Origin of the sequence: Actinomyces sp. S4-C9 (assembly GCF_000758775.1) — a bacterium.
In the GTDB taxonomy this organism is placed as follows: domain Bacteria; phylum Actinomycetota; class Actinomycetes; order Actinomycetales; family Actinomycetaceae; genus Gleimia; species Gleimia europaea.
This window is the reverse complement of the sequence record NZ_JRMU01000007.1, coordinates 96,462-110,677: the sequence shown is the minus strand read 5'-3', so window position 1 is coordinate 110,677 and position 14,216 is coordinate 96,462. Positions and strand designations below refer to the sequence as shown.

The window sequence follows — 14,216 nt, the reverse complement described above, 5'->3', positions numbered from 1 at the left end:
CGAGCACCGAAGTGCTCGCCACAACTGTCTCAAGTGTTACTCGCCCGCCTCGCGTACGGGACCGCCATAAATCTCGTCGATCTCGTCCTTAAACGTCTCCAAAACAACCGGGCGCTTCACCTTCATCGACGGGGTCAGCATTCCGTTAGCCTCGGTAAAGTCCGTAGACAACACCTTGATCTTACGAATCGACTCCGCGCGGGATACAGCCTTGTTTGCGCGTTCAACCGCGCGGTTAAGCGCCGCAAGAATCTCCGGATGATTCATCGCCTCCGAGACCGTCATCGCAGGCAGATTATGATTCTTCAACCAGCCTGGAAGCATCTCCGCGTCCAAAGTTACAAGAGCGGCCACAAACGGGCGCAGATCGCCAACCACAACCACCTGTGAGATCAGAGGATGGCCGCGCAACTTATCTTCCAAAACGGTAGGAACAACGTTCTTGCCGCCAGCAGTAACAATAATTTCCTTCTGCCGTCCACTGATCGTTACGTAACCATCGCGGTCCAAAGAACCAATGTCGCCCGTGTGGAACCAGCCGTCCTCATCAAACGCTGCTGCCGTTTCTTCCGGCATGTTGTGGTAGTGAGAGAAAACAGTTGGGCCCTTAATCAGGATCTCGCCCGTATCTGAAATACGCACACCCACGGTTGCAACCGGCGGGCCAACCGTGCCGATCTTTGAAACTGTAGGCGTATTAACCGACATGGGGCCAAGCGTCTCGGTTAGGCCGTAGCCTTCAAGAACCGTAATACCGGCACCGCGGAAGAAGTGCCCCAGCCTTTCGCCCAGCGGGCCGCCACCCGAAATGATGTATTTACAATTCCCACCGAGCAGGGCGCGAATCTTCCGATACACCATGGCATCAGCCATCTGGTGTTGAGCCGACAACGTGCGTGATGGCCCCAAGGTAGTGTCCAGAGCCTTCGAATACTGGATGGCGGTCTTGACAGCCCAACGGAACGTCTTTAGCGCAACACCGCTACCTGCCGCCGCATCTGCCGAGTTGTAAATCTTCTCCAAGACTCGGGGGACCGCGAGCAGATAAGTGGGGCGGAAACTCTCCAGATCAGAAAGCAAGTTACGCGTGTTCGGCGTATGCGCCATGATTCCGTGACCGGTAATCTGGAAAACTTCCAGCATGCGCGCATACACGTGAGCAAGCGGCAGGAACAGCAGTAGGCGTGAAGATCGCCGGTATGCGATTTCCGGCATCCACTTGTGCCCGTTCTTGCACAGGGTCACAAAGTTCCCGTGGGTCAAAACGGTTCCCTTTGGCTTCCCCGTTGTACCGGATGTGTACACAATCGAGGCTGGCTTATGGATGTTAAGGTCAGTAATGCGGGCATCAACTTCCGCTTCGTCAACCTCAGCTCCGGCCTCCGTAATCCGCATAATCGCAGAGTTATCGAGTGATAGAACTTGAACGGAGCGCTCAAGTGTTACTCGCGCTGCCTGCACCAGTTGGGCCATGACCATCGTCTCGGTCACAACCATCTTCACGTCAGCATCTTCCAAGATGTACTTGATCTGATCGACCGAAGACGTCTCGTAGATGGGCACAACCACTAGACCTGCGCTCCAAGCGGCGAAATCAACAAGCGTCCACTCATACCGCGTGTGCGACATGATTGAAATTGCATCGCCAGGCTGCAGGCCTAAACCAATAAGGCCTCTTGCAACAAGGTTCACTTCGTCCAAGAAATCCTGCGCGGAAATCTCTCGCCAAGTGGAACCCATCTGCGCCTTACGGGCGATCATCGGCTCTCGCGGACCTCTTTTGACACGCTCGCGAAACACTGCAGGAACAGACTCGTGCTCCTCAGTTTTCACCAGCACCGGGGCGTGCCATTCCAGGACCTCTGGCGCAGAATCTGGCGCGGGCTTAGGAGCGTTACTCTCAGTACTCATGCGATCACCTTAGTTTCGCGGCTTGCGAGCAGGAGGTTCCCCGAGCTCGTAATCGACTACCTCAACCTCATCTTCTGCCGATGGGCGAATAATGAACTGGCCCTCAACGTGAGTTACAAGCGAGAGATCATCACGCGTGAGCTCAAGCAAATCAACCATGCCGGCCGGAACCTCAAGAGTTGCATGCAAGAACGGGGTGCGCGGTGAAACCTTGTTTTCTGACTTCACGCGGCGAAGCTTAACCAGAGCCTGGGATGTGGCCTCCAAAATGTGCGGGTTACCGTCAACGTTTTGCAGATCTAGCGGGCTTGGCCACTGCGCGTTATGAACCGAACCGGGGCGGTACCAAGACCAAACCTCTTCGGCCGCAAACGGCAAGAACGGGGCAAATAGGCGCACTACCGTATCAACCGTGATAGCCAGAGCAGAGCGGGCAGACATCGCCTGACTCGGCGTCCACTTACCGTCACGGTTGTAAGCGCGTTCCTTCACCAGTTCCAAGTAGTCATCACAGAACGTCCAGAAGAACTTCTCTGTGGCTTCAAGTGCGCGTGTGTGGTCGTAGTTCTCCATTGCCTCGGTAGCGGTCTTCACAACCTCATGTAACTGCGCTAACACCGCGCGGTCCAAGTCTTCCGTAACGTTCAGCGGACGCAGATCAAGATCCGCGCCCTGGCCCATCGTGAGCGCAAACTTCGAAGCATTCAATAGCTTGATCGCAAGGCGGCGGCCAATCTTCATCTGGCCCTCGTCAAACGCCGCGTCGGTGCCCAGGCGAGCCGATGCCGCCCAATAGCGCACCGCATCCGAACCGTGCTTGTCCAACAAGCCCATGGGGGTTACCACGTTGCCCTTAGACTTCGACATCTTCTTGCGATCCGGGTCGAGGATCCAACCCGAGATTGCAGCGTGCTTCCACGGCAAACCGTCAAACTCCAGGTGCGCACGAAGCAGGGTGGAGAACAGCCAAGTGCGGATGATGTCCTGACCCTGCGGGCGCAGATCCATTGGATAAACCCGCTCAAACAGCTCGTCATCAGACAGCCAGCCGCCAGCAACCTGGGGGCTTAGAGACGAGGTTGCCCACGTGTCCATAATGTCGATCTCAGCGGCAAAACCGCCCGGCTGGTTGCGCTGGGACTCCTCGTAGCCTTCCGGCACATCGATAGTGGGATCAATCGGCAAACGTGACTCATCCGGAACCAGCACGTCGTCGTAATGTACCTGCCCGTCCTCATCAATGCGGTACCAAAGGGGCAGGGGAACGCCGAAGAAACGCTGGCGCGAAATAAGCCAGTCAGAGTTGAGGCCCTGCACCCAGTTGTCGTAGCGCACCCTCATGAAATCAGGGTGGAACGCCAGCTCTTCGCCGCGCTCCAACAGTTCCGTGTTCAAATTCGCCTTCGCGCCGGGGCGAGTGAAATCCTTGCCACCGTTGCGGATGTACCACTGCCTGGACGTCACAATTTCAAGCGGCTTATCGCCCTTTTCGAAAAAGTTAGTATTACGCATCGTTGGCTCAGGCTCGCCAATCATCTCACCCGTACTGGCCAGATGCTTCACAATAACTTCACGCGCTGAGAACGTAGTCTTCCCCTCGATCTCGCGGAACAGCTGTGCACCAGCCTCATCCTCAATCCACTCGGGAACGCCAAGCTGGATGCGGCCATCCTTTTCCAAAATCGAACGCATCGGCAGGTCGAGCTCGCGCCACCACTGCACGTCAACGAGATCGCCAAAAGTACAGCACATCGCGATACCCGAACCCTTATCCATCTCCGCCATCGGGTGCGGCAGGACGGGAACCTCAACGTTGAAGCCAGGGGACTTCACCGTTGTGCCAAACAGGCCAGAGTAACGCTCGTCATCGGGGTGAGCGATCAGCGCAACACATGCGGGCAAAAGCTCGGGGCGGGTGGTCTCAATAACTACGTCGCTGTCCTTACCGTGGAACGCAAATGAGTGGAAGAAACCGGGGTACTCGCGCGCCTCCAACTCGGCTTGGGCCACAGCGGTCTGGAACGTCACGTCCCAAAGGCCAGGTGCTTCCGCCTGATATGCCTCGCCGCGAGCGAGGTTACGCAAGAAGCCAGCTTGGGCAACTCGCTGCGCACGCTCACCAATGGTCTGGTAGTTGTGCTCCCAGTCAACCGAAAGGCCGAGCCGGCGCCACAGCTCCTCAAAGCCCTTCTCATCCTCGGCCGTCAGCTTCAAGCACAGCTCAATAAAGTTCTTCCGCGAGATCGGTACCTGGTCGCGGTTCTTCACCGACTTCGCATTACCCTCAAATGGCGGTTGAAAGTCTGGCTGGTAAGGCAGTGACGGATCGCAACGAACACCGTAGTAGTTCTGCACGCGACGCTCGGTGGGTAGCCCATTGTCATCCCAACCCATCGGGTAGAACACGTTCTTGCCGCGCATGCGCTGATAGCGCGCAACCGTGTCGGTGTGGGTGTAGGAGAACACGTGACCTACGTGCAAAGATCCTGAAACCGTAGGTGGGGGAGTGTCAATCGAATACACCTCTTTACGGGTGGTTTCACGATCGAACGCGTAGACGTCGCGCTCATCCCACTTGGTCATCCATTTTTCTTCGAGGCCGTCAGCGCTCACGCGATCCGGAACAACCGGTGCTGGCAGCTTGTTGTGTCCGGTATCTTGCGCAGATGGTGACATGCTTAGTCTCCTGGTGAAAACGATAAATAGACAAGTTTATGCGTCTGTTCAAGGCTATCGCTCATGCTACCAGCTACGAAATTCCCAGGCGCGATTCGCCACGTTTTAGGTGGGAGGTATCACGTCAAAGAGTTTGGATTTCTTCGCGTAGTACACCCACAACCTCATCAATATTGGGTTCGGTGAGAGTGACGATAGCGAGGGCGGTGGGCTCCATGTACGTGCCCCGTACAGGCACGGCAACGGAGGTGAGACCTGGGATTACTTCATCTTTGGAGTAGGCCCACCCGCGCCTGCGGGCGCGTTTGACTTCCTCAAACTTGGACCCGGAAAGCTCTTTGAGCTCTGCCGATCCCATTCGGTCTCCCATTGATACGAGCAGGGCGATACCAGGTGCTCCCACTTGCAAGGAGTGAACAGTTCCGGGACGCTGCACCAGGGTTGCGCCCTCACGCGGAATTTCTGCGCACGCCAACGTGACGCACATTTCGTTGCGTGCGTGGACGAGGAACGCCGTCATATCCAGGCGATTCGCGATGCGCTTAAGCACGTCCGGAGTCTCATCAACCACCTGCGACTTAGTGTCGGCAAGTTTGTGGATGCCCGCGCCGATCCTCCACCCCTTGGAAGAGCCAGAAATGAGGTCGTGTGCTAGTAGCGTGTTTAGTAGCCGGTTAACGTTGGTGCGCGGTACATCCAGGTAGTCGGCCAGGTCTGTGGTGGACAGGGGTGCGGGGGACTGGGCAAGTACTTCGAGAATCGATATACCGCGAGACAGCGTTTGGGTAATGTCTGTACGTGCCGTCATCAGTAGCCTCCCCACCTGTGAAGTAGCGGTGTCCACATTGGGCACACCTAAATCCGGTCTAAAAAATCGAGATCATATACAAATCTACCAGGTGTGCAGGGCTGGACTGGAAATACAAGTGCTAGAGCCCCTCGGGGTGGACGTTCCGAGGGGCTCTACGGTTTTGACGGTTAGTATCCAGCGCCGTGCTCAAACGTTGCTGGCGTACCCGAAACCTTCTGCGCGGCAACCGCCGCCTCCAGCTGCGCATTGCCGGGGATATCGTTGGCTTCCTTACCCAGCGGTAGCCCCGTGCGGTCCTTGATAGTTGATACCGCGATCAACCCAATGGCCGTGAAAGTAAATAGGTAGATGGAGATTGCCGTGGAGGTGCCGAACTTACCGTACAAGAAGGTGGAGATAAGCGGCGAGAACGCTCCGCCTAGAATCGCCCCAATCGCGTACGCAAGGCCCGCTCCTGAGTAACGAACTCGGGCCGGGAAAATCTCGGCAAACATCGCGGACTGTGGTCCGTAGGTGAGGCCTAGGCCAATCGTCAACGGCAAAATGCCGAGCATAATGTTGGACCACTCGCCGGTATTGATCAGCGCAAAGAGGGGGAATACCCAGACCAGATTTAGAACGAAGCCGATCTGGAATGTGCGCACGCGTCCGATCTTGTCTGAGATCCACGCGGCAAACAATGTGGTGACAATCCAGGAGGCGGATGCCAGCGTGATGATGTTCAGCATCTTGTTTCCGTCAAGGCCCATGCCGTTGGGTCCGGAGGTGTAGGCCAGGATGAACCCTCCGGTAATCATGTAGCCAACCACTCCGTTGCCCATGAATGCGAGGGCGCCCTGTACCAGCTGCTTGCCGTTGTATTTGAACATCTGCACGATGGGCAAGCGCAGCTGATCGGCGTCCTTCGAGACCTCCTCGAAGATGGGGGATTCGGCTACGCCAAGGCGGATGAACATGCCGATGGCGATCATGACGATTGAGAACAGGAACGGTACTCGCCAGCCCCAGGCGTTAAAGGCATCGCCGGAGATCGCATGCACGATAGCGAGGACGCCCGTGGCCGTAAGCATTCCTAGGGGCACGCCAACCTGGGGGAAGCCGCCGTACCAGCCGCGCCTGTTGGCAGGTGCGTGTTCTACCGCCATGAGGGCGGCGCCGCCCCACTCGCCGCCGGCCGAGAAACCTTGAACGATTCGTAGCAACACAAGCAGGATCGGAGCCCAAATTCCGATTGTCTGATAGGTGGGCAGCAGGCCGATCAGCACCGTTGCAAGACCCATCAGGATTAGAGTTGCCACCATCATCGATTTGCGGCCAAGCTTGTCACCGAGTGTGCCCGCGACCATCGCCCCCAGCGGGCGGAAGAAGAAGCTGATGCCAACGGTTGCAAAGCCAATGATCTGTCCCAAGAAAGCGTTGTCCTGTGCCAGGGGATCAAAGAACAGCGGGCCGAAAATCAAGGCGACTGCGTTGGAGTAAATGAAGAAGTCGTACCACTCAACGGTGGTGCCTACAAGGGTTGCGACTGCAACCTTGCGATCTTCCTTCTTCTTTGGGCTAAGAATGAGGCGATTGTTTGCCACGGTGGCCTCCTGTGCGTGGGTGGGACGATTGGTGGGTGTCCGACAAGCGGGGAGATGTCTTAAGCTACGGCATTGTAGTACCCAAAACGAAAAACATATACGGCGTCGTATACGATTTATAGTTTAGTTGAGCGGCTCGCCTTCGCAATGCTTCCCGCCCGCAAATATGGCCGACGCTTAGGAAAAACGTGCAACGTCGCCGGGGCGCCTCAAAACCCTTCTACATCAAGGAAATCGCCACGGCATCAAAAACCCCGATGTAGCTCTTTCGTAGCAGAGCGAACATCGGGGAGTTAGCTTTGTGACCGAATATTGGTCACGTCCTATAGTTGGAGATCTCACTAATAGGCGGGCTTGTGGTCTGTAGCGATGTACTTGCGCATCGTGCGCATCTTGTGTTCGCGAACCAAAAGCTCTACATCAACCGAAGGTGAACCCTCTTCAATCAACTTCAAGATCTCTTCATGCTCGTCCACTGACCGCGTCGAGTAGCTTGGGTCAAATGCAAATGCAGATCTGCGAATGATCGTAATGCGGTCCCATTCGCGCTCAAGCAAATCAAAAAGCCTGTGGTTAGGGCAGCGCTGAGTCAAGATTCGGTGGAACCTATTATTGAGCGTGGTGAACTTGCGCGGATCAAACTCTCCAACCAGCAGTTCGCGCATTTGATCGTTAAGTTCGTGAGCCTCTTTCAGGTCTTCTTCAGCCAGGTAGGGGATGGACAAAGCGGTGGCGTAGCCTTCCATAACCGCCATCGTTTCCATCGTTACCGCATAGTCCTTCTTATCCACACCAGTAACGATCGCGCCAACATTTCGCTGGAACTCCACGAGGCCTTCAGCCTCTAGACGGCGAACAGCCTCTCTTACAGGGACAGCAGACACCCCAATTTCGCGAGCAATACGGTCAAGAACCAGACGATAACCAGCCGAATACCGACCGGAGAGGATTCCTTGGCGCAAAGTCCGATAAACCCTTTCGGACTTCGAAATAGATCCCCCAGCATGTTCCGTCATCGTGCCTGCTTTCTAAAGTGCCAGAAGCGCCAAGACCCTTAGATTTCTTAACGTTCTCTTTATTTATCATATCTAAAGAATCCATAAAAAATAAGTTAATTATTTGCCGGCCCAAAGCTAAAGTGCTTTGAGCCGGCAAAACTTTTGTTGGTCTTAGAGCTGTTCGCCTACCTTGAAGCCCTTTTCCGTATCGCCCTTACGGGTGTAAGAGAAGCCGTCGGCTCCAATCGTCACGTCCATCTCCTTCGGCGCCTCACGCTCGATAAGCGGAACGAGGTTGCCATCCAGGTCCACAACGCGGGAAGCCTCGGTGTACCAGGACGGCACAACCTGGTGGCCCCACCAGTCGCGACGCTGGTTATCATGCACGTCCCACGTAACCAACGGGTTGTCCGGGTCGCCCGTGTAGTAGTCCTGCGTGTAGATCTCCACGCGGTGACCATCCGGATCACGCAGGTAGAGGTAGAACGCGTTCGAAACGCCGTGGCGTCCCGGGCCGCGCTCAATCTGGTCCGACATGCGCATTGCGCCCAACTTGTCGCAAATGTAGAGAATGTTGTGCTTCTCGTGGGTGGCGAAAGCAACGTGGTGCATGCGCGGGCCCTTGCCGCCGGTCAGGGCGGTGTCGTGAACCGTCTGCTTGCGAGCAAACCAGGCTGCGTAGGTTACGCCGTCCTCATCCTCAATATCCTCGGTGCGCTTGAAGCCAAGGCCGTGCTCAAGGTACTTCGCACCAGCTTCCACGTCCGGGAAGACCTGGTTGAAGTGGTCGAGGCGGACCAGGGCGCCCGCGCCCTGCTTGTCATAATCCCAGCACATGCGCCTCTGATGTTCGGTCTCGTAGAAGAACTCGTAGGGGAAGCCCAGCGGATCGAGCACGCGCACCGAGTCGCCAACACCCTTCACGAAGCCTTCTTTCTCGCGGCGGACGTCACAGCCAAGCGCCTCGTAGTAGGCAACGGCCTTGTCCAGGTCTTCGGGCGTGCGCACGCGGTAAGAGAACACGCGCACCGCAGCCTCGTTACCCTTACGAAGGATGAGGTTGTGGTGGATGAACTCTTCGAAGCTGCGCAAGTAGATGACCTCATCATCTTCGTAGGTGACGACCAGGTCGAGAGCGTCAACGTAGAACTTGCGCGATTTTGCAAGATCGGTGACGATCAGCTCCATGTACGCACAGCGCAAGATGTCAGGTGCGGGTAGGCCAGGTAGTTCAATCGGCTTGATTTGGGACATGTTAGACTCCTTTGGCTACGGGGTGGTTAAGGGTTTCGTCATTGAAATCTGCTTTGCCGACCCCGGTTTGAAGGCCGGCAAAGCTGGTGGGTTATGCGCTGGGGCCGCCGAGCCCGAGGTCGTTATCGGCGTATCCTGTTGCGCCAAACCTGGTGGTGTGCACGTCACCGAGGGTGAGGTGAATTGCCTGCTGGTCCGAGTAGAAGTCCAGCGAACGGTATCCGCCCTCCTGGCCAAGACCGGAAGACTTCACGCCGCCAAACGGGGTGCGCAGGTCGCGAACGTTATGCGAGTTGATCCAGACCATTCCGGATTCAATGCCGTGCGCGAAGTTGTGAGCGCGCGTTACGTCCTTGGTCCACACGTATGCGGCGAGGCCGTATTCCACTGCGTTGGCCAGTTCCAGGGCCTCTTCTTCCGTGTCGAATGGCGTGATTGCAACGACGGGGCCGAAGATTTCCTCCTGGAAGATTCGCGCGTCGCGCGGCACGTCCGCAAATGCGGTTGCCTCAACGTAGTTGCCCTTGTCAAGGCCCTCGGGACGCTTACCGCCGGCAATCAGGCGAGCTTCGCTCTTGCCAATCTCGATGTAGCTCATGACCTTGTCGTAGTGCTCGGGGTGTACCAGAGCGCCGATCTCGGTGGTCGGATCTGCCGGGTCTCCCACCACTACCTTCTTGGCGCGCTGTGCATATGCCTCTACGAACTTATCGTAAATGGGGCGCTCAACGAGGATGCGCGAGGACGCGGTGCAGCGCTCACCATTCAGTGAGTAAACGCCAAACAAGGTGGAGTCGAGTGCGGCCTCGAAATCTGCATCAGCAAAAATTACGGCAGGGGACTTGCCACCGAGCTCCATGGACATGGACTTCATGTTTGGAGCGCAGTTTCCGTAAATGATCTTGCCGGTTCCAACTTCGCCGGTGAACGAAATCAGGTTCACGTCCGGGTGCTTCACCAGCGAATCACCAGCGGTTTCACCAAAGCCGTGCACCATGTTGAATACGCCCTTGGGAAGGCCGGCACGTTCAAAGATTCCCGGCCATAGCGAGGCCGAGGTCGGGGTGAACTCAGCGGGCTTCAAAATGACTGTACAACCGGAGGCAAGGGCCGGGGCAAGCTTCCACGACTCCTGCATGAACGGCGTGTTCCACGGGGTAATGAGGCCGGCAACGCCCTTGGGCTTGCGGTTAACGTAGTTAATCTGGCGGCCGGGCATTTTGAACGCGTTGTCGTGCTGGGCAACGATTAGGTCGGCAAAGAAGCGGAAGTTCTCCGCCGCACGGTTGGCCTGGCCCTTGGCCTGGCGGATCGGTAGGCCGGAGTCAAACGACTCGATTGCGCCGAGCTCCTCGTTTAGCTTAGAAACCTCATCTGCGATGCGGTAGAGCACCTGGGCGCGCTGGCGAGGTAGCATGCGCGGCCATTCGCCCTCGTCGAACGCCTTGCGGGCAGCCGCGGCCGCGAGGTCCACGTCGGCCTTGTCGCCGGACGCACACTTAATGTAGGCCCCGTTGGTGGTGGGTTCGATTACGTCGAAGGTTTCACCACTCACCGAGTCCACGTTCTGGCCATCAATGTAGTGCTGAATGCGCTCGGGTAGGTTTGCTGGACGCTTCGTCATGTTTCTCCTTTGAACGTGAGGTTACTTTGACTCGCGAAGCGAGGACGGCAGCGGATTGTCTTGCAACCATTCCTCGTAGCGCGTCTTCCATTCGGGTTTCTTGATGGGGTAGAGGCCGTCGACACTGGCGCCCTCGGCAACCATCTGGGCGATGAACGTTTCGCGGCGCTCTTGGTCTTCTGCGGCCGCAACCACCTCTTCCACGAGGTGGCGGGGAATCACGATCGCGCCGTCGTCATCTGCAACGATTACGTCGCCAACCATGACGGTTGCACCGCCGCAAGAAATGGTCACGTCGTGCTCGTAGGGCACGTGGCGCCGGCCGAGTACGGCCGGGTGCTGGCCCCCGCAGAACACGGGAATACCAACTTCTGCTACGGCTGCCGCGTCTCGTACCGAACCGTCGGTAATGACGCCGGCCGCTCCGCGTACCTTGGCACGTAGGGCCAGGATGTCACCGAGCGTGCCTGCAGTGTTGTCGCGGCGCGCCTCCATGACGAGAACTTCGCCTTCACCCACAGAGTCGATTGCCTGCTTCTGATGGTTGAAGCCGCCGCCCATCTTGTCGAACAAGTCTTTGCGGTAGGGCAGGTAGCGAAGCGTGCGGGCGGTGCCAACGATCTTCATACCGGGACGTAGCGGCGTCACGCCGTCGAAGGAAACCTCGTTGAAGCCCCGCGAGCGTAGCTGTACTGAAAGGGTAGCTACCGCAACATTTTCGAGGCGGGCGCGAAGCTGCGGGTCCAAAGGTGCGGTCTGGGCGGCCTTCTCGGCCTCTTCGCCGATGGGGTAGCCCCACGCGTCAGAGCGCTGCTTGTCATCAACCTTGGGAGGATTACCAACCTCGGCCAGAGCGGGGCCGGACTTCACTTCGGTGCGCAGCTTGCCCGTGGTTACCTCAGGGCGATCCAGGTCGAACACCTCAACTTCTATTACCTGGCCGGGTTCGGCAACGGATGCGCCGGCCGGAACGCCGGTGAGGATCACATCGCCCTCTTCTAAGGTGAGCAGGCGTGAAAGGTCGGCAACCATCGTGGAGATCGAGAAGAGCATTCCCGCTGTGGAATCATCTGATACCAACTGGCCATCCAACCACGTGCGTACGCCAATGCGATCCTCGCTCAGCTCGCTCGCGTCGAGGAGGGTGGGGCCAACCGGCGTGTAGCCGTCGCCGGACTTGGAGCGCACGTTTGAGCCCTTGTCCGCGTAACGCATGTCATGCAGACCGAGGTCATTGGAAGCCGTGATCCAGCCGACGTGACTCCAAGCGTTAGCAACACTTACATTGCGCGCTTCTTTCCCGATTACGGCCGCAACTTCGCCCTCGAAACCAAGAAGCTCGGTGCCTTCTGGGCGCACGACAACGTCAGAACCGGTCAGTGACGATGGAGCCTTAAAGAAATAGGAGGGGTATTTTGGAGTGCGGCCGCGCTGGTTGGCGCGTGACTTGTAGGAAAGGTGGACGGCAAAAATCTTGCCCGGTCGCTTTCCAAGTGTTTGAGTAATAATGTCCATGAAATGAAACCTTCTTACTGCTCTTCAGCGGCTACCCACTTGAGGCTTCGTTGCCCCTTTTAGTCAACACTTACAATATCGTATATGATCTACGTGAAACAGTACGGCAAAGTGTGGTGTGCGTCAATAGATTTTCTAATATTGAGAGATTCTGGCAAATAGTCGGATCTGTTTGCAAAAACGTATATGATTTTAGTGTTGGTTTCAGTTCGTGAAAACCAGGCCTAAAAATGGGCGTTACCCACTCGCTTTGCAAACAGCTCGAGTGGAAACAAGAGCAAAGGAGCTACCCGTGGCGAATATTAAGGTCGACGAAGTTATTGGAAGAGTTCCAACTCGGTTGTACGTCAATGGCGAGTGGAGAGATTCCTCCAACGGAGAAACCTTCACCGTTATTAACCCGGCTACCGAAGAAAAGCTTGCCGACGTGGCTTCCGCAACTCCCGAAGATGGGATGGCTGCACTTGACGCTGCGGTTGCCGCCCAAAGTGAATGGGCCCGGACCCCCTTGCGAAAGCGCGCACAGATTCTGTGGGACGCGTTTGATCGCGTAGTCGAGTTGAAAGATGACTTTGCGGCCGTGATGACCGCCGAAATGGGCAAGCCCCTGGATCAGGCGTATGGAGAGGTCGCCTACGGCGCGGAGTTCCTCCGCTGGTTTGCAGAGGGCGCTACGCGCACCATGGGGAACTACTATCCGACGCCGGAGGGCAACATTCAGGTAGTCACGATCAAGAGGCCGGTGGGCCCGTGCTTGCTGGTGACGCCGTGGAACTTCCCCCTCGCTATGGCTACCCGAAAAGTGGCTCCGGCTCTTGCCGCAGGTTGTACCACTATTTTGAAGCCGGCCGAGGCAACGCCCCTCACCTCGCTACTTTTTGTACGCGTGTTGGAAGAAGTAGGGGTGCCCCGCGGCGTAGTGAACATTGTTCCAACCTCGTCAACGCCGGCTATGACCGGCCCGATGATCCAAGATTCGCGTCTGCGCAAACTGTCATTCACCGGTTCCACCCAGGTTGGGCGAGCGTTGCTGCGTGAGGCTGCGCAAAATGTTTTGCGCACCTCCATGGAACTGGGTGGTCTGGCGCCGTTTATCGTATTTGAGGACGCCGATATTGACCTTGCCGTTAAGGCGGCTCTTGCAACAAAGATGCGCAACATGGGAGAGGCCTGTAACGCGGCCTCGCGCTTCTACGTGCACGAGTCGGTAGCCAAGGAGTTCACGCAAAAGTTTGCTGCGGGCATGAGCAAGATGGTGGTTGGCAACGGTATGGAAGAAGGCGTGGACGTAGGGCCAATCGTGTCGGCAAGGCAGCTGGCGTCGGTTGAAGAGCTGGTGGAAAGGTCCGTGGCTGCAGGCGCGAAAATCGAGGTTGGAGGCAAACGCTTGGATCAGCCCGGTTTCTTCTTCCCGCCCACGGTACTTACGGTGGAAGGCGCCGACAACCCACTGCTGGAAGAAGAGGTGTTTGGCCCGGTTGCGCCCGTCTACTCGTTTGCGAGTGAAGAGGAAGTACTTGAACTGGCCAACAAGTCCCAGTACGGTCTGGCCGGATATGTTTACACCAAGGACATGCAGCGGATCATTCGCCTGGGTGAAGAGCTTGAGGTGGGCATGATCGGCGTAAACTCGGGAACAATCTCGAATGCGGCCGCTCCCTTTGGTGGGGTAAAGGCCTCCGGGCTTGGTCGTGAGGGCGGTGTTGAGGGAATCGAGGAGTACCTGGAAACCATCTACCTCGGTACTCCGCGCGCATAGCTAGCCGCTTTAAAAGAGGGCGTCCGCCAAATGCGGACGCCCTCACTGCGTGTTGACGCTTCTTTGCGGGACGCTAGTTTCTGGT

At 57.0% G+C, this 14,216-nt stretch carries 9 protein-coding genes; 1 reads left to right on the top strand and 8 read right to left on the bottom strand.

What is annotated here, in order from left to right; all coding sequences use genetic code 11:
• Nucleotides 1–36 precede the first annotated feature (36 nt).
• The 8 genes from HMPREF1628_RS04005 to HMPREF1628_RS03970 form a co-directional block, all read right to left on the bottom strand.
• Nucleotides 37–1,911, bottom strand: coding sequence for an AMP-dependent synthetase/ligase (locus HMPREF1628_RS04005; RefSeq protein ID WP_034508158.1), 1,875 nt, complete (start codon nt 1,909–1,911; stop codon nt 37–39).
• Nucleotides 1,912–1,920: 9 nt separating this feature from the next.
• Nucleotides 1,921–4,587: a valine--tRNA ligase gene (gene valS / locus HMPREF1628_RS04000; RefSeq protein ID WP_052038850.1), complete on the bottom strand. Its 2,667-nt coding sequence runs from the start codon at nt 4,585–4,587 to the stop codon at nt 1,921–1,923.
• A gap of 124 nt (nt 4,588–4,711) precedes the next feature.
• Nucleotides 4,712–5,395 carry an IclR family transcriptional regulator gene (locus tag HMPREF1628_RS03995; protein WP_034508154.1) on the bottom strand — a complete coding sequence of 228 codons (684 nt, stop codon included), beginning with the start codon at nt 5,393–5,395 and terminating at the stop codon, nt 4,712–4,714.
• A 170-nt stretch (nt 5,396–5,565) separates the two neighbouring features.
• Nucleotides 5,566–6,981, bottom strand: coding sequence for an MFS transporter (locus tag HMPREF1628_RS03990; protein WP_034508150.1), 1,416 nt, complete (start codon nt 6,979–6,981; stop codon nt 5,566–5,568).
• Nucleotides 6,982–7,322: 341 nt separating this feature from the next.
• Entirely contained in the window at nt 7,323–7,997 is a 675-nt protein-coding gene (locus tag HMPREF1628_RS03985) for a GntR family transcriptional regulator (RefSeq protein WP_034508145.1), read from the bottom strand.
• 153 nt (nt 7,998–8,150) lie between these two features.
• Nucleotides 8,151–9,233, bottom strand: coding sequence for a 3,4-dihydroxyphenylacetate 2,3-dioxygenase (gene hpaD / locus HMPREF1628_RS03980; protein WP_034508141.1), 1,083 nt, complete (start codon nt 9,231–9,233; stop codon nt 8,151–8,153).
• A 91-nt stretch (nt 9,234–9,324) separates the two neighbouring features.
• The gene (gene hpaE / locus HMPREF1628_RS03975) at nt 9,325–10,857 is read right to left on the bottom strand and encodes a 5-carboxymethyl-2-hydroxymuconate semialdehyde dehydrogenase (RefSeq protein WP_034508139.1); all 1,533 of its coding nucleotides are present in this window, start codon (nt 10,855–10,857) and stop codon (nt 9,325–9,327) included.
• 21 nt (nt 10,858–10,878) lie between these two features.
• On the bottom strand, nt 10,879–12,372 hold the full coding sequence (locus HMPREF1628_RS03970; protein WP_034508136.1) for a fumarylacetoacetate hydrolase family protein: 1,494 nt from the start codon (nt 12,370–12,372) through the stop codon (nt 10,879–10,881).
• Nucleotides 12,373–12,664: 292 nt separating this feature from the next.
• Here HMPREF1628_RS03970 and HMPREF1628_RS03965 point away from each other — a divergent pair, with 292 nt between their 5' ends.
• Nucleotides 12,665–14,131 carry an NAD-dependent succinate-semialdehyde dehydrogenase gene (locus tag HMPREF1628_RS03965; protein ID WP_034508133.1) on the top strand — a complete coding sequence of 489 codons (1,467 nt, stop codon included), beginning with the start codon at nt 12,665–12,667 and terminating at the stop codon, nt 14,129–14,131.
• Nucleotides 14,132–14,216 lie beyond the last annotated feature (85 nt).

Excerpts from the sequence above, each read along its gene's own strand:
- HMPREF1628_RS04005 (WP_034508158.1), bottom strand. The coding sequence starts at position 1,911 with ATGAGTACTGAGAGTAACGCTCCTAAGCCCGCGCCAGATTCTGCGCCA.
- valS (WP_052038850.1), bottom strand. The coding sequence starts at position 4,587 with ATGTCACCATCTGCGCAAGATACCGGACACAACAAGCTGCCAGCACCG.
- HMPREF1628_RS03995 (WP_034508154.1), bottom strand. The coding sequence starts at position 5,395 with ATGACGGCACGTACAGACATTACCCAAACGCTGTCTCGCGGTATATCG.
- HMPREF1628_RS03985 (WP_034508145.1), bottom strand. The coding sequence starts at position 7,997 with ATGACGGAACATGCTGGGGGATCTATTTCGAAGTCCGAAAGGGTTTAT.
- hpaD (WP_034508141.1), bottom strand. The coding sequence starts at position 9,233 with ATGTCCCAAATCAAGCCGATTGAACTACCTGGCCTACCCGCACCTGAC.
- hpaE (WP_034508139.1), bottom strand. The coding sequence starts at position 10,857 with ATGACGAAGCGTCCAGCAAACCTACCCGAGCGCATTCAGCACTACATT.
- HMPREF1628_RS03970 (WP_034508136.1), bottom strand. The coding sequence starts at position 12,372 with ATGGACATTATTACTCAAACACTTGGAAAGCGACCGGGCAAGATTTTT.